Genomic DNA, 14,793 nt, shown 5'->3' on the forward strand with positions numbered 1-14,793 from the left:
TGCCGCCTCACTTCGGCCAACCAAACACGGTAGGCCCATCCGCAGCGCTCCCCGAACGGGTAGGCCGCGCGAATGGCGCGCCGAACCTCCAGGGGCTCGGCGCGCCGGTGTTGAGCGAGGACCTCGGCGACAATAGGCGCCGCCTTCGTCCTCCAGGTCTCACGCTCCGGCGAAGGCATAGCCGCCGCCGGCTTTCTCGTAGCCGTCGCACGAGCAATGCGCGATGACGCAGCGGCCCGAGGTCGGCCTGTGCTCGTGCAGCGGGTGCCCACATTTGCACGGCGCGTCCAGGCCGGCGAGGAGCTCGCGCATGGCCGTCCACGGCTTCGGTGGGTGGTACGGCCGCCCCTCCGCGTACGCCTCGACGAGCTCGACGAGTTCGGCGTTCGAGAGAGCGAAGAGCCTGCGCGTCGCGCCACCGCTCGGCCACGCCGAGCAGGCCGCGTTGCCGACGAACTGCCCGAACCGCTGCGCGCTAACTCGGGGCCGTGCGTGCGCCGCCTGAATGCGTGCCCATTGCTCGGCGGTGAGCACGTTGTAGGCGGGGTCGTCCGGCTCGGGAGTCGGACGCCACGACGGCGGGAGCGCGGCGACGAGCCGGACGAGCTCCTCGTTCCAGACCTGCAAAAGCACGCGCACAGGGCGCTCGGAACGAAGCTGCATTGCCTGCATCAGCAGGCTGCCAAAGTTCTGCCGCGCCCGTCGGGTGTGCGCAGCGCGGAGCTCGTCGACCTGGTGCTCGTCGAGCGACTTCGGGTCGGGGGCGCTGGTGAAGAGGTTCATGCCGCCGCCCCCTCTGCGCGCTCGGCGCCCCGCGTCTCCTTCCCCTCACGCGAGGCCGCGCAGGTCGCACAGTCTGGCGTCGTGTCGGGCGCTGGTCTCCACGTTGTTGTGTCCCAGTCGCCCAGGTGGACGTTGCAGACCGCGAAATCCGCGCTCCCGCGCTCCTTACGGCGCGTGTGCGCCACGTCGTGGTGCCTATCCCACACGCGGTCCCATCGCGCCTCGACCTTCGGCAGGTCCGCAACCCTGGCCCCCCGCGAGGACTCCGATTCGCGCATGCGGACGCAGGACTTGCACTCGATTGCACGCCGCCCCGGAATGGTGGGGGCTTGCAGTTTCACGCCGCAAACGGCCACCCACGGGCGCGCTTTGAGGCTATGAAGCTCGACCGTGTGCGCTACAGCCGAGTTGACGCCCTGGTGTTTGCAGCGGAGCACCCATTCCGACGGGCTCGGCGCGTCCGAGGCCAGCCCGGACGCCCGCTTCTTCTTCGCTGCCAGTCGGGCCGCCTTCGTCGCGGTGGTCACCGGCGTCGAGCCAGTGGTCTCCGCTGCGCCGTCGTCAGCAACGGGACGCAGATGTTCGCGCGCGATGCGCTGTAGCTGCTTTTCCCCCCGCACTTTCACGCAGGGCCGATTGGGGTCCTCCGAGATGCCAATCTTGCCCCTCTTCCCTGCGAAGGAGCCGCCCACAATCTCGACCCTCGTGCCCGTTGCCAGTGGTTCGAGGTCAATGTCTCGGTACCCGGAAAGCCAGGCCTCGACCAGGTGCGGCTCCATGTCGGCAATCCGCACGCGCCAACCTTCGCGCCCCTGATTGCTTCGAACGGCGGGGTGGTCGCCTGGGACCCGGTGAAACTCGCCGTCCGGCGTGTCGACGTCGTACACGACACGGCTCGCGAGCTCGAGCTCGTCGGTCGCGAACACCAGCTCGTCCTCCCCGCACTTGAGGCGCACCCAGGGCGGGCCGCCCTTGGCGGGGCCCGCGTACTCCAGCACGCTGCCACGCTCCAGACCGGCTCTGACGCACCTCGGAGTTACGACAGCGACGAGCGTGCCCTCCGGCCAGTCAAACCCGCGAGGGGCGGCGCAATCGGTCTCCTCGTGCTCGCGAAGGCAAGGCTTCAAGTCACAGGTCCACGCGCCGCACACGCATTTGCGCCGCGGCGCGTGCTTGCAGCTAGACCTGGCCGGGCGTTCGCTCTCGGGCGCGCGCGCGGCCGGCTTGGCGGCAAATTGGTCGGTGTACCACCCGAGGACGTCGCCCGTTTCGAGGTTGACGAGTCGCGCTTTATCGTGTGCCCATCCGGCACGAATCGCCGTTCCTGGGATGTCCACTTCGTGGACGGCATCCAACCCCACGTGCGGCGCGTGCGCGTTTCGGTCGCAGACGAGGCCCGACGCGTGCCGTGTCCCGCACGGCGAGCCGGCCGATGCATGCACGCGCTCGCTCTTGGCGCGTGCGTTCCGCGGTCCGACTTTCCACCGGTCGCCGCCAGCGTCGAGGTGTAGAAGTCCCCGCCGTTCGCCCTCGAGGAGCGCAGCGAGCACGAACCCCCGCGCCGACTCGCCGAGCGGAAGCTCGACCTCTTCGTCCAGCGCCACCTCGGCGATGAGCGTTTCCTCCGTGGCGCCCTTGTCGCCCGCGAGGTCGAGCGCCATCACGCACCGCTGCAAGACAGCTTCCGAGGCCTGCGACCGTGCCACAATGGCGCGCGCCTCCGCAGCGGTGTGCTCGTTGGCGAGGTTGTCCTGTACCTCGCGGTACCCCCGGCCGAGCCGCAGACGCGTGTGCCGCAGCTCGGGTACCGTCTCTTCGCGTAGGGCCGCCCGTTCGTGGGCGCGCGCCGCGGCCTCGTACTCTCGGGCGAGCGGCCCATTGCCTGCCGCCTGCGAGGCGCGGGCCCGCCACCGGCAGATTTGCGCCGCGGCGGCCGGCGCGAGCTCGGCCTCGCAGGTGTCGCAGAAAATCAGGAACCCCGCGTTGCTCGCTCTCGGGTTTTTGCAGCATACCCCGGGTGGCGCCTCCCGCGTGCTCGTCCCTTCGTCGACGAGCTGCTCGCCACGTGCGTCGAGGTCAGCCGCCCAGCTCGGAACCTCGTCGCCGGCCGCGCGAGCTGCGCGCACGTACTGCCCGACGAGCTGCGCGAGCGCTGGCCAGCTCCGAAGGCGCGGCGTGAACGCGAACGTCGCCTGCGGGCTTTTCCAACACTTCACATCGAAAACCACCTCAGGCCCGAGGAGTAGCGACGCGTCCAGGAGCACGAGCTCGCGCACGTAGGCGCTTTCGCTCTTCGCTTGCCGGATTTCGACCAGCTTGTGAAGGATTTCTTCCTCCGCGGGTCGGAGGCGGAAGGAATGCGGAACAACGCGCGAATCGACCATGTCGTCCTCCCTTCACGCCGCCGCCGATTTGTTGAGCTTGGCCAAGACGCCCTTGGAACCGGCCAGGAATTCTTTCTGCTCCTCACGCGACCGCTCTCGCAGCGTCGCCACGAACGCGGGCTTTGGCAGAGCCGCCGCCGCCTTCGCCTTATCGCGGACGATGAGCGCCGTTGCTACGTCTGCAAAGTCCTGGCAGAGGCGCGCAAGCGGATGCTTTTGGTTCCGCAGAAAGTTGTCGTTGCCGGGGCGGTCGAACCACGCCGCCATCACCTCGGCTGCGTTGCGCTGGAGAGCATCGCCCGGGCCCTCGCCTTCCGCTTGCCGCGTCTCGGCCAGCCATTGGATGTTTTCCCGGAGTTCAACCTGCTGCTCAGACGTCAAATGCGCCCGACGTCGAGCGGACGGAAGATTGGACGGCGTCTTATATTGCACCTCATGCTGTGCTTGCCATGCAGCAAAAATTACCGCGTCGACGTCGGCAGCCGCAAGGTCACCCCAAGAGGGGGTGAAACAGGTATTCTGAGCTTCTCGCCACGTTGTGCCGCGCGGCCCTGAAAACGGGACCCGCGCGGCGCGGGACGGGCCTCGGCACGGCCCGTAGGGGCGCGCCCATAAGATTTTTCCTGCGTCGGGCGAACGCCCGCGACACGTATTTCATTGACGGACCGCTCGACGTTCCGGCGCCCGGGCTGAATGAATTCGCTTGGGGTCGAACCCCTGCGCAAGCGAGCACATCGTTGCTTTTTTCTTCGCGCTGGGGAAAGGCCTCACCGAACAGAAAACAGGGGGAGGTTTTGTATGAAGAACGTGTCGAGGATCGTTGCGCTGATCCTGTCCGCGTCCGCCGGCGTGTGGCTGACCGGTTGCGCTGCCGAGCTCGATGATCCGAGCGAGGATACGGATTCCGCGCTCGCCAACGTGCACGAGGGCAAGGGCATCACGAAGGGGCGTCTGGGCGGACAGGCGGACATCCCGGTGATCTCGAAGGGCAGGGGCATGGGCGGCGGCCAATTCGAGGGCAGCGGCCATCTCGGCAAGGGCGCGCGGGTCTCGGGCGCCGATACGCAGGTCGACAATCCGGCGATCGGCGGCCAGCTCGGTGGTCAGCTCGGTGGTCAGCTCGGTGGTCAGCTCGGCGGCCGGCTCGGCGGTCAGCTCGGCGGTCAGCTCGGCGGTCAGGCCGGGGCCGAGGAGAAGTTCGAAGACACCCAGCGGGCCGGGGCCGGGGCCGGGGCCGGGGCCGGGGCCGGGGCCGAGGGGCAGATCGAGGATCAGGGCCTCCGCCACGACGAGAGCGCGGGCCAGGTCGAGGAAGAGGGCGATACGGCGTCGTCGCAAGAGGCGCTGTCCTCTTGGTGGGGGGCTTATTACCCCCGCGGGTACCGGTACGGCTGGCGTGGTTATGGGTACTATCCCGGGCGGTTCTTCTATGGCGGCTACCCGTACTACGGCTGCGGCGGCTACGGCTACGGCGGCTACGGCGGCTACTACGGCGGTTGCGATCTCGGGTTGCCCGGCGGCTACTGGTGATCCCTCGGGACATCGCCGCAATGGCCTCCTGACATGAGCTTACGGGCCCGCTAGGACTTCTCGGAGTTCGAGCGGGCTCGTTTCATTTCCATGCTCCACCATTTTCCAAGCAAACGAACCTGCTCCGGACATGGGCTTTTTCGAGGCAGCGGGCGATCCGCGTCCCGCACGTTCCCGCGCCGAGACCGCTCGACGTCGGGCCGCCCCGGCCAAAGGAATTCGCTTGTGGTCGGAGCCTCTCGCCGAATGCGAACGAATTGCTGTTCGCGGCGAGGGAGGAAGGCCGCTGCGAAGTGGAAACAGGGGGAGGTTCGTATGAAGAACGTGTCGAAAATCGTGGCGCTGATCCTTTCGGCGTCCGCGGGCGTCTGGATCACGGGTTGCGCGGCCGAGGTCGGGGATCTCGAGGAGACCGACAACGCGCTCGCCAACGTGGAAAAGGGCGCGGGGATCACCAAGGGGCACATCGGCGGAACGACGGGCATCTCGGCGGGTCAGGACAGCCAGCTCGGCGAGGACCTGTCCCTGGGCGGCCAGATCGCGGGCGAGATCCAGGGCGGTCAGCTCGGCAAGGGCCTCGGCAAGGGTATGGGGAAGGAGCTCGGCAAGGGCTTCGCGCAGGGCGGCCTCGGCAAGGGCATCGTGAAGAGGCGGCTCAGCAAGGGTATCGAGCAGGACCTCGGCAAGGGCTTCAGCAAGACCGCCCCGATCCCGGCGCAGGAGAAGGCTGCGGAGCAGCCGGCGCTCGGGCAGGAAGAGGAGAGCGGGCAGGTCGCGGGTGTGGAGAGCATCGAAGAGACCCAGGTGCCGGGCCACGAGGAGATCGCGGGCCAGGCGGCCGGCAGCGAGGAGATCGCGGGCCAGGCGGCCGCGGGTGAGGAAGAGCTCGCCCTGGCCGAGGAAGAGACCGGCGAGTCCCAGGAAGCGCTTTCGTCGCAGTATTGGCGCGGCCGGCATCGCGGCTGGTACGGCGGGTATTACGGCGGGTACGGACGGCATGGATACCGCTATCCGTACTACGGTTACTACCCGCGCTACGGCCACTACCCGTACTACGGCTACTACCCGCGCTACGGCCACTACCCGTACTACGGCGGCTACCCTTACTACCGGCATCATCGCCGTTACTGGTGGTGAGCGGTCGAATGACTTCGGCGCGATGACTTGATGGCGTGAGCATACGGGCCCGGTCGGTCTCTTCGGAGGTCGATCGGGCCCGGTTCCTTTGGGCCATCGCCTCGCCGTCACCGCTTCCGTCCCCGGTCCGCGTCCGCCGCCCTCTCCACCTGCGCCCGCCCTTCCTTCCTTTCCCCTTCCGCTCCCGTCCGCCCCGGTGGCATCATCCTCCGCGTGAGGATCTGCCCCGCGTGCTCGCGCGAGTACCCCGATGCGCGCTCGCATTGTCAGGATGACGGGATCAAGCTCGTCATCCTGGACAAGACGGCGGCGATCCGGGCCGGAGAGCTCGTGGGGCAGCTCGTCGACGGGCGCTATCGGATCGAGCGCGTCCTCGGCCACGGCGGCATGGGCACCATCTACGCCTGCCGGCACGTGGTCGTCGGCAAGGCGTTCGCGATGAAGGTGCTGCGTCCGCCGCGCAGCGGGCACAACGAGGGTGTGCTCGCGCGCTTCATCCGCGAGGCGCAGACGGCGAACGCGCTGAAGAGCCGGCACATCATCGAGACGACGGACTTCGGGCAGCTCGCCGACGGCCCGTTCTACGTGGTGATGGAGCTGCTCGAGGGCTTCGATCTCGCGCGGGCGATGCGCGAGTCGAGGCTCGGTCCCGCGCAGCTCCTGCACGTGTTCATCCAGATCGCCGACACGCTCGAGCTCGTGCACGCGCACGGGATCGTCCACCGCGATCTGAAGCCGGACAACGTGTTCCTCGTGCAGGAGAACGGCGATCCGCTGTTCGTGAAGCTCCTGGATTTCGGGATCGCGAAGGTGCTGCACAGCGGTTCGTCGGAGCTGACCGAGGAGGGGATGATCCTCGGCACACCGCACTACATGGCGCCCGAGCAAGCGCGCAGCGAGGGCGTGGATCACCGCGCCGACGTGTACTCGCTCGGCGTGATGATGTACCGCGCCTTCACGGGGAGGCTGCCGTTCACCGCGGAGTCGACGATCGGTGTGATCACGCGGCACGCGATGGAAGCGCCGGAGCCGCCGAGCCGGTTCTGCGCGATGGACGGGCAGCTCGAAGCGGTGATCCTGCGCTGCATGGCGAAGCGGCCCGAGGAGCGGCCGCAACGCATGGCCGAGGTGTCGCGCGATCTGCGCGCGCTCGCGATGAAGTCGTCGGGCCAGGGCTGGCCCGTGCCGAATCCCACGAGCCCCCCAGGACACGCGCCGGGGCCGTACGCGACGGGGAACTTCGCGCGGATCTCGACAGGCAACGCGGCCGTGCCGATGCCCGCGGCGACGCCGAGCCAGGCGCCGCCGCCGATGGGGGAGAGCGGCGCGACGCAGCGCGGGTTCGTCACGTCCGCCACGGGAGCGCACAAGGCGCCGCCGAAGCGCAGCGCGGCCGTGCTCGTGTCCCTCGTCGTAGCGGCGCTCGCGATGAGCGGGATCGGCGCGGTGCTCGCGTTCGCCGTGATGCGCGGAGGCCGAAGCCCGCAAGAGAACGCGAGCGCGTCGAGCGCAGAGGCGCCCGACCCGAGCGCGAGCCCGACGTCGCCGTCGCGAGCGCTCGCCGCGACGGCGCCGCCCGAGCCGACGTCGCCGCCGCCCGCGACCTCGGCCGCGTCGTCGCCGACGTCCGCGCCGACGACGACGCCCGCGTCCACGCAGTCGCAAGCTCGCACGACGTCGCCCGGGCCCGTTCGTACGGCAGCGCCGCCGCCCACGACCACCAGCAAAACGGGCCGCAGGTCGGAGATCCGGAGTCCTTTCGAATGATCCGTCGCTCCATGCCGCTCGTCGCGGCGTCGCTCCTCGGTTTGTCCTTCCTCGTCGCGAGCCCCGTCGTCTCGGCCCAGGCGAAGAAGCCCGCGCCGGCCGCCCCGGCGACGAAGAAGAAGCCGCCGAACAAGAACGATCCGAAGCTCGTCGAGGCCAAGCGTCTGTTCCAGCAGGGCGAGGATCTCTACACGAAGGGCGACTACGAGAAGGCGATCGAGGTGTGGGAGATGTCCTACGAGCTCTCGCAGCGAGAGCTGATCCTCGAGAGCATCGCGAACGCCTACGAGCGGCTCGGGAAGGCCGAGAAGGCGCGCGAGTACCTCGGCCGCTGGCGTGAAGCCGCGCCGCCGGAGGAGCACGCCGATCTCGACGCGCGGCTCGCGAAGCTCGACGAGCGCATCGCGAAGGAGAAGGCAGACAAGGACGCGAAGGACAAGGCCGACCAGGACGCGAAGGACAAACGCGAAGCCGACGAACGAGCGAAGCGCGAGGGCGGCAAGCTCTTCATGCCAGGCGTGATCATCGCGGCCGCGGGCGGAGCCATGGCGCTCGGCGGCGGCGTGCTCGACATCCTGGCCGCGACGCGCAGGCCCGACGAGTCGGTCGTGTGCGGAAAGACGGCAGATGGAAGGCAGCTCTGCCGCTCGTCAGCGCAAGACGACATCGAGACGTCGAACACCTTCGCGACCGTCGGCGACATCATGCTGATCGGCGGAGGCGTGGCCGCAGTGGTAGGCGTGGTCCTCGTGGTGACGCAGAGCGGCGGGAAGAAGAGCGCAGAGAAGACCGCCGTCGCGCCGTGGTTCCTGCCCGGCGGCGGCGGCATCGTGGCAGGCGGGTCGTTCTAGTTCGCGAGACGATTGTCAAGCGTCTCGTCTTGGGGACGCCGCGCCGGGGCGCTGCCCCGGGCCCCGCGGGGGCTGTCCGCCCCTCGACCCGGACCAGGGCAAGCCCTGGACTCGGGTTGGAAGAACTGCGCAATGCGCAGTTCTTCCCCGAGCGCCAACGCTTGTCGCCCGAGGGCCGCGCGTGCTACGCGGCCCTCCATGTCGACTCGTGCACTCGTGGGGCACTACACGGAAGAACGCGCTTGGCGCGCAGTTTGGGTTCATTACGACGGCGCGCCAGAAGAGCTTGGTGCGCGCCTGTGTCGCGCGGTGCAGTTGAGTGGCGGCGATTCTGCTCTCGTGCTCGAGCATGTGTTCTCCACCAACGGCTGGTCCTCCTGGCCCGACCGTCCTCACCACCCCTTGGACCCGGATGACCAGGTCCTCACATCGGCCAAAGGGGACGCCGACTTTGACTGGTACTACCTATTCAGCCGAGTCGACCGAAGGCTGGACGTCATCCCCGCCGGGAAAAAGGGCCTCGAGCCAAAGTGGCAGGTTCGATTCGGGGTCGATGGGAGGCCGAGTCACGCGCTCGGTGTCTCCGATCTCCAGCTCGCGGACCTGAGATCGGTCCGAGATGCCTGGGAACGACGCTGTCGAGAACCGCTCTCCGGCGTGCTGTCCGGGCTGCTGGACGATCTCGGATTGCCTCTAGGTCATATCGGTCTCGGGACCGAGCCGGCGGGTGGGCCCTCGATGCGTGAGCTCCATGTGGGTGCTCGCATCATTCACCTGGAGACGATGGGTTCGGAAGGCCGACAGGAGTTTTGCGCCGGCGGGCGTCGTATTCCCTTCCCATCCCCGTCGGCCTGGTTCGAGAAGCACGGTGGCCACTTGCAAGGCATCGGAGAGGCGCTCGGAGCGGAGCTCGAGCTCTACGGCGAAGACGAGCTCTTCTGCTTTCGGCGGGTCGTGGAGTCCGTAGAGGACGAAAAGCGCGAAATGGGACTCGAAGAGGCCCATCAGCTCGATCCCGAGGCCGTCGTCGGAAACTCCATCGGCGAGCTCGTGGCACGTCGGCACGTGGTCTGGCGCTGGCTCTTCGATGAAGCCTGGAAGAATGCCACCGGGCTGGCGACGCGGCCGTAGCATCGCTCGACGGAGTTGCGTCATCGTCGAGAGCGGGAGCGGAGCGTGATAAGCTCGGCCCGTGCGGCAAGAAACCCAGATCGAGCTGATCTGCCGGGCGCTCGACAACATCGATCGACGTCGGAGCGACGCGGATGGCGAGCCGTTCGAGCTCCCGGTCGAGCGTTATCTCGATCCTTCGATATTTGAACGAGAGCGCGCGCTCCTCCGCTCGCGCCCTGTCGTTGTCGGCTTTGCCTCGCAGGTCGCTTCGCCTGGCGATTTCATCACGCATGACCACGCTGGCGTTCCTCTCGTCGTGACGCACGATCATGACGGCGTGCTTCGCGCGTTCGTCAACGTCTGCCGCCATCGCGGGGCGCGTATTGCCGACGCGTGTGGCCATGCCCAGCGCCTGGTCTGCCCGTATCACGGGTGGTCTTACAACTTGTCGGGCCGCCTCGAAGGCGTGCCGCATCGACAGGAGTTTGCCGGCGTCGATCTCGAGCAGCGCGGCTTGATCGAGCTCCCGGTATGGCGGCGCTTCGGCCTCGTCTTCGCGTGCCTCACGCCGGGGCCGGCGACGCGCGCGTTTCCCTTTGCCGAGGACCTGGAGGAGCTCGACAGCCACGTGCTTCATGCTCCCAGCGAGCGCACCCGCCGCATGAACTGGAAGCTGATGATGGACGGCTCGTGGGAGACGTACCATTTCCGGGTCACGCACGCGAAGACGATTGCATCGCATTTCTTCGACAATACGGGCGTCTTCGATTTCGTGGAGCCGGACATCCGGATGGTGCTTCCCAAGCGGAGCATCGTCGATCTGCGCCACGAGGATCCCGCGACCTACCGGATCCGCCAGCATGCGAACCTGCTCTACGGCCTGTTCCCCAACACGATCGTGCTGGTGCAGCCCGATCACGCCATGGTGGTGACGATGTGGCCGACTTCGATCGATCGCACCACCATCGTCGCCGGGATGCTGATCCCGGAACCCCCGCAGACCGAGAAGGCGCGCGCTCACTGGCAAAAGAACGAGGCGATCTTCTGGAACGCGATCGAGGAAGACATCGCGATGGGGGAGCGGATCCAGAGCACGCTCTCGTCCGGCGTGAATCGATCCTTTCTGTTCGGCCGCTGCGAGCACCTGATCGGCAAGTTTCACCGGGTCCTGGAGGAGGCCATCACCGACGCCACGTCGCGCAAGACCGTCTCCCGCGAATGATCTGAATCATGGCTTTCCTTGGCTTCGAGTTGAAACGCCACCGTGCCCGATCGTCGAAGTGACGTCAACCGACGGCCGGCACGAGGGATGAGGCAGCCATGTTTCCGCGGGCGGGAGCGGACGTGGGGGCTTGGATCAGAAGATCCCCGCGGGACGAGGCCCTCGTCCGCGCGGACCTCGCCTTCATCCGCTGCAGTAGCAGTCCAGATGGTGCAGCGGTTTGCCTAGATTGTTGGGGTCGGTGGCCTTCGGCGTGGCGTTGCACTCGGCGCTGAACTCGTAGTCTTGGGGGGCATAGGCAGCCACTGCGTATTCGCATTCGAGGCCATGCGCGCTGCACACGCTGTCGCACGTGGCGAGCTCGGTCGTGGTGATGATGGATTCACACGAACCACCCGAGCAGTGGTAGTCGCCCCAGACGACGCCTGGGCACTGCCGCCCGCACGTGCCGCAGTTCGAGGGGTCCGAGCCGAGGGATTTGCAGACGCCGTCACAGGACGTTTGCCCCTGCTTGCACGTCCCCTGGCCATCGACGCACACCGGCTCGGGGTTGTTGCAGGTTCCGCAATGATTGGGGCTCGTCAGGAGATCCACGCACGTCTTGCCGTCGCACCTCTCGGCGTTGGCCTGGCAAATCGCCCTGCCTTCGACACACGTCCCGGCCCCGGCGGGCACGTTGCAGGCGCCGCAGTGGTCCGGATCGGTCAGGAGATCATGGCATTGGCCATCGCAGATGCCGCACGTGCCGGTCTTCAGCGGTGCCTGGTATCGGTCTCCGCTCCCCTCGGCCGTGTAGGCGACGAGCGAGGTCGTTTCATTGGCGGGCGCGGTGAAGACGATCGTGCAGCGCGTGTTTCCCCCGGGGGCGAGGGACGCGGTCGATTTGCACCCCTGGGGATGGGCCTCGGTGACCGCGTCTCCCATGAATTCGAGACCATTGGGCGTCTGCACCGAGAAAAGCGGGGCCAGGATCCTGTGGCTCACGCTGGAGTTGTTCCGGAGCACGAGGTCGACGACGACGAACGCGTCGCCGGACGGGGCCGAGACCCCTCCGACCTCCGTGGTACGAACGGAGCCCACGGGCTCGAGAACGAAGTCGCTCCCGCTGCAAGCAAAGAGGTTCAACAGCGACAGGCATGCGAGTCCCGCCCAAAAATGATTTTTCCTTACCATCGATTGATTCCTTGCCGTATTCGATAGGGGGTTCGTGATCGGCGGATCATCGGACATCCTGTCCGATGGTCGAGCGCCGTCACATGGGTCCGTCAGGGACGCCACCCTCGTACATCAGTATTCTACCTTGCCCCACGTTCATCGGGGAAGGACAAGAACGCGCCGCAGACGGGAAGCCAGCCCGTGAGGAGCTTGCTCCACATCACCCAGCCGGCCGCGAAGGACCAGAGCGGGTGCTCTTCCAAGGTGACCTCCGCGCGTGGGGACCTGTCGTTGCGCCCCTTCCACGTTGACACGAATACACGACCGGACGAGACTCCCCGCCGCATGGGAAGCCAATTCCTCGACCTTCTCCTCGTGGACCCTGCGCTCCTCCAGGCGCGTCTTCGCGGCGATGCCCCCGATCTCGTCGATGCCGTCTACCGTGCGGCCGACGCGCCCGACGAGAGGTTGCGCCCTGCATTCGAGGTGATGGCGCGGGGCACGTTCGTCTTTTTGTCGAAGGGCGTGGAGCATCCCGAGGGGGCGATGTATGGGCGCGCGGTGGAGCATCTTCTCTCCACGCTCGCGCATCGGAAGTGGTGCCTCGAATATTATCCCGACGAGAGCGAGCACCCGCTCTGGGAGCTCTCGTATCGGAGATGCGACGCGGAATGGCTGGACTTGCCCGCGTCCGAATCTGGCATTCCGGCGATCGCTTGGCGTAGCCCCGAGACGTGCCGGAGCCTCTCCGGCTCGATTGCGCACGCGCTCTCCTCTCGGACGTTCAACGAGCGGTATAGCCCCGAGGCGACGCTCCGCGAGGCGAAGGACGCGCTCGCGGAGGCGTCCTCGTCGGGCCATGGGCTGTTCACGATTTTTCAGGGATAGAGGGGGACGCCATGACCTGGCTCGGCTCGTTGACGGTCGATCGCGTGCAAGCGCTGGCGTCGGACGCCCGTGCATTTTCGGATGGCAAGAAGCTCGCGAAGGCCTCGGCCTGGCGCAGGCTGGGCCGCGAGGGAGATGCCGTGTGGGGCGTGGCGCTCGGCTCGAAGGGCGACGCCTATGCGGTCTTCGCGCGCTCGGCGGACGATGCGCGGTGTAGCTGCCCGAGCCGCAAAAGGCCCTGCAAGCACGCGCTCGGGCTATTGCTCCTCGCGGCGAATGGGCATACGTTCGTGGAGGAGGCCTTGCCGGCGGGGCATCGGTATACTTGATGGCCCTCGCGTCCTTCTTGTCGACGACGACCTTTCCTCCACCAGGGCCACTTCCGCCGCACGACGACGCGGACCTGCCTCTCCTCGTGCGTACGGCCCAGGGGGCGCCGGGTGAGCCTGTCTGGCCCGGGCTCTTCCCGCGATCTCCCGCGAAGCTCGCTCGGCTCTTGTTATCGTCTCGCGGGTATTTCCCGGCGACCTCGGTGCTCGCCGCCGCGCAGCGCGCATATCCGACGGATCCGCATGGGGCTCCACGAGAGAAGCGCGTGTATGACGCGCACGACGCATTTGCTTGTGCGCTCGTCCATCCCGGCCTGGCACCGAACGTGCGCGCAAAGCTCGTGGAGGCGACGATAGGAGCAGAGGCCGCCGGACGAGGATGGCGCTCGCGGCGCAAGAGCTTCGCCATCTTCCGCTGGGCAGCCGAGCATGGTCATGTCGACCGCTCGCTCCTGTCGGCTCCTCTCGCGGAGCGTGTGGACATTCGACCGCCGCGCGGGCCGAAGAAGCCCGCGCTCGATCCTCATCCCCAGGGCGGCCGAGGCGCGCTCGCCTGCTTCGCGGCCGTCTGGCCACGCTTTCGCCAGAGGCTCGAATCGGAGCGCGAACACGAATCCTGGCTCGATTATCCAGGCATCGCCGACATGGGACGGAGGCACGCGCGCGCATTCACGAGCGGCTGCAAAGCGCCGTGGGTGCAAGACGTGTTCGAGGCGATGGAGCACGTGCTCGTCCACGGGGACGGTGAAGCGAAAAACCTCGTCGTCGTGGGCCTGATGGAGGCCGTCCAGGCATGGGCCTACCCGGCAGGGCGAGCGGGCGACCGATACGAAGCGATGCTCCCCCCGAATGCCGCGAAAGCATGGGCAGATCTCATCGAAGGGTGGACGGGGGAGGGGATTCGCACGCTCGATGCATGGCGGAAAAAGGGGACGACGGGCGCATAGCGTCGCCGTCGACGGTCGACGCCCCTTTTCGCTCGGCCGACCGCCTCCCGAAAACCCTCACCCTCGCATTCCAGGCGCCCGCTCCGGCACCTGCACCCGCACGCCCACCCGCAAGCGCACCCGCAAGCGCACGCGCGCGCGCGCCTCCGCCTTCGCGTTGCCCCCGCCCACCCGCAAACCTTCGCCGCCCCCCATCGCCAGGCCGATCACCCGCCGCGTGCTCTCGACGAAACGAAGTCGCATCCTCTCGACCCCCCGCCGACCCTCGACGGAAGCCAGTCCGGCTCCGACCGCCTCCCGTCGCCCCTCGACGGCAGCCAGTCCGGCGCCCATCGCCCCCGTCGCCCCTCGACGAGCGCCCGTCGGCCGCCCGGATCCACCTCGCGTCGCGCGCCTCGGCCCGACAGCCACCTGGAACCTCACGTCGAGGATCGACGCGGAGATCCATGTGGTTTGAGCACTGGTCTCATCGGGAGCCGTCGCGCCGGGGCTCTGCCCCGGACCCCGCGGGGGCTGTTCGCCCCTCGACCCGAACCAGGGCAAGCCCTGGACTCGGGGTGGAAGAACTGCGCTCCGCGCAGTTCTTCCAACGGGCCCGTGAGAGAGCCTTGCACGTCGAAAGGGCAGCGCGGCTGTCTTGATGGGCAGGGTCGTCGCCGGTCTTGACTCGGCCTGCTCGATGAACTG

The 14,793-nt window shown here is 67.8% G+C and carries 14 protein-coding genes; 9 read left to right on the forward strand and 5 right to left on the reverse strand.

Annotation, left to right across the window (positions count from 1 at the left end; genetic code table 11):
* Window positions 1-159: 159 nt before the first annotated feature.
* From QHF83_RS17860 to QHF83_RS17870, 3 genes are read right to left on the reverse strand one after another with little or no spacing between them, the layout of a single operon-like run.
* Window positions 160-783 carry a hypothetical protein gene (locus QHF83_RS17860; RefSeq protein WP_282419060.1) on the reverse strand — a complete coding sequence of 208 codons (624 nt, stop codon included), beginning with the start codon at window positions 781-783 and terminating at the stop codon, window positions 160-162.
* On the reverse strand, window positions 780-3,167 hold the full coding sequence (locus QHF83_RS17865; protein ID WP_282419061.1) for a hypothetical protein: 2,388 nt from the start codon (window positions 3,165-3,167) through the stop codon (window positions 780-782). Before QHF83_RS17865 ends, QHF83_RS17860 begins: the two co-directional genes overlap by 4 nt.
* Window positions 3,168-3,179: 12 nt before the next feature.
* Window positions 3,180-3,599, reverse strand: coding sequence for a hypothetical protein (locus tag QHF83_RS17870; RefSeq protein WP_282419062.1), 420 nt, complete (start codon window positions 3,597-3,599; stop codon window positions 3,180-3,182).
* Window positions 3,600-3,965: 366 nt separating this feature from the next.
* Here QHF83_RS17870 and QHF83_RS17875 point away from each other — a divergent pair, with 366 nt between their 5' ends.
* The 6 genes from QHF83_RS17875 (at window position 3,966) to QHF83_RS17900 (ending at window position 10,787) form a co-directional block, all read left to right on the forward strand.
* Window positions 3,966-4,697, forward strand: coding sequence for a hypothetical protein (locus QHF83_RS17875; RefSeq protein ID WP_282419063.1), 732 nt, complete (start codon window positions 3,966-3,968; stop codon window positions 4,695-4,697).
* Window positions 4,698-5,012: 315 nt separating this feature from the next.
* On the forward strand, window positions 5,013-5,834 hold the full coding sequence (locus QHF83_RS17880; protein ID WP_282419064.1) for a hypothetical protein: 822 nt from the start codon (window positions 5,013-5,015) through the stop codon (window positions 5,832-5,834).
* Between the two features lie 213 nt (window positions 5,835-6,047).
* Entirely contained in the window at window positions 6,048-7,601 is a 1,554-nt protein-coding gene (locus QHF83_RS17885) for a serine/threonine-protein kinase (protein ID WP_282419065.1), read from the forward strand.
* Window positions 7,598-8,452, forward strand: a complete 855-nt coding sequence (locus QHF83_RS17890; RefSeq protein ID WP_282419066.1) for a hypothetical protein — start codon at window positions 7,598-7,600, stop codon at window positions 8,450-8,452. The genes QHF83_RS17885 and QHF83_RS17890 overlap by 4 nt, the downstream gene beginning before the upstream one ends.
* A 198-nt stretch (window positions 8,453-8,650) precedes the next feature.
* Window positions 8,651-9,583, forward strand: coding sequence for a hypothetical protein (locus QHF83_RS17895; RefSeq protein WP_282419067.1), 933 nt, complete (start codon window positions 8,651-8,653; stop codon window positions 9,581-9,583).
* A gap of 61 nt (window positions 9,584-9,644) precedes the next feature.
* On the forward strand, window positions 9,645-10,787 hold the full coding sequence (locus QHF83_RS17900; RefSeq protein WP_282419068.1) for an aromatic ring-hydroxylating dioxygenase subunit alpha: 1,143 nt from the start codon (window positions 9,645-9,647) through the stop codon (window positions 10,785-10,787).
* 183 nt (window positions 10,788-10,970) lie between these two features.
* Here the strand turns inward: QHF83_RS17900 and QHF83_RS17905 are convergent, their stop codons facing one another.
* Window positions 10,971-11,867: a DUF4352 domain-containing protein gene (locus QHF83_RS17905; protein ID WP_282419069.1), complete on the reverse strand. Its 897-nt coding sequence runs from the start codon at window positions 11,865-11,867 to the stop codon at window positions 10,971-10,973.
* A 420-nt stretch (window positions 11,868-12,287) separates the two neighbouring features.
* Here QHF83_RS17905 and QHF83_RS17910 point away from each other — a divergent pair, with 420 nt between their 5' ends.
* The 3 genes from QHF83_RS17910 (at window position 12,288) to QHF83_RS17920 (ending at window position 14,106) form a co-directional block, all read left to right on the forward strand.
* Window positions 12,288-12,830, forward strand: coding sequence for a hypothetical protein (locus QHF83_RS17910; RefSeq protein ID WP_282419070.1), 543 nt, complete (start codon window positions 12,288-12,290; stop codon window positions 12,828-12,830).
* Between the two features lie 11 nt (window positions 12,831-12,841).
* A complete protein-coding gene (locus tag QHF83_RS17915; RefSeq protein ID WP_282419071.1) occupies window positions 12,842-13,159 on the forward strand; it encodes an SWIM zinc finger family protein in 318 nt (105 codons plus the stop codon).
* 167 nt (window positions 13,160-13,326) lie between these two features.
* Window positions 13,327-14,106 carry a hypothetical protein gene (locus QHF83_RS17920; protein ID WP_282419072.1) on the forward strand — a complete coding sequence of 260 codons (780 nt, stop codon included), beginning with the start codon at window positions 13,327-13,329 and terminating at the stop codon, window positions 14,104-14,106.
* A gap of 57 nt (window positions 14,107-14,163) precedes the next feature.
* On the opposite strand, the gene QHF83_RS17925 is transcribed toward QHF83_RS17920, so the two are convergent.
* On the reverse strand, window positions 14,164-14,349 hold the full coding sequence (locus QHF83_RS17925) for a hypothetical protein (protein ID WP_282419073.1): 186 nt from the start codon (window positions 14,347-14,349) through the stop codon (window positions 14,164-14,166).
* Between the last annotated feature and the right edge of the window lie 444 nt (window positions 14,350-14,793).

The sequence above is a fragment of the Polyangium sp. 15x6 genome (assembly GCF_029960785.1).
Taxonomy (GTDB): Bacteria; Myxococcota_A; Polyangia; order Polyangiales; family Polyangiaceae; genus Polyangium.

Coding starts and splice junctions, on each gene's coding strand:
- QHF83_RS17860 (WP_282419060.1), bottom strand. CDS start 783: ATGAACCTCTTCACCAGCGCCCCCGACCCGAAGTCGCTCGACGAGCAC.
- QHF83_RS17865 (WP_282419061.1), bottom strand. CDS start 3,167: ATGGTCGATTCGCGCGTTGTTCCGCATTCCTTCCGCCTCCGACCCGCG.
- QHF83_RS17875 (WP_282419063.1), top strand. CDS start 3,966: ATGAAGAACGTGTCGAGGATCGTTGCGCTGATCCTGTCCGCGTCCGCC.
- QHF83_RS17880 (WP_282419064.1), top strand. CDS start 5,013: ATGAAGAACGTGTCGAAAATCGTGGCGCTGATCCTTTCGGCGTCCGCG.
- QHF83_RS17890 (WP_282419066.1), top strand. CDS start 7,598: ATGATCCGTCGCTCCATGCCGCTCGTCGCGGCGTCGCTCCTCGGTTTG.
- QHF83_RS17895 (WP_282419067.1), top strand. CDS start 8,651: ATGTCGACTCGTGCACTCGTGGGGCACTACACGGAAGAACGCGCTTGG.
- QHF83_RS17910 (WP_282419070.1), top strand. CDS start 12,288: ATGGGAAGCCAATTCCTCGACCTTCTCCTCGTGGACCCTGCGCTCCTC.
- QHF83_RS17915 (WP_282419071.1), top strand. CDS start 12,842: ATGACCTGGCTCGGCTCGTTGACGGTCGATCGCGTGCAAGCGCTGGCG.
- QHF83_RS17925 (WP_282419073.1), bottom strand. CDS start 14,349: ATGCGACTTCGTTTCGTCGAGAGCACGCGGCGGGTGATCGGCCTGGCG.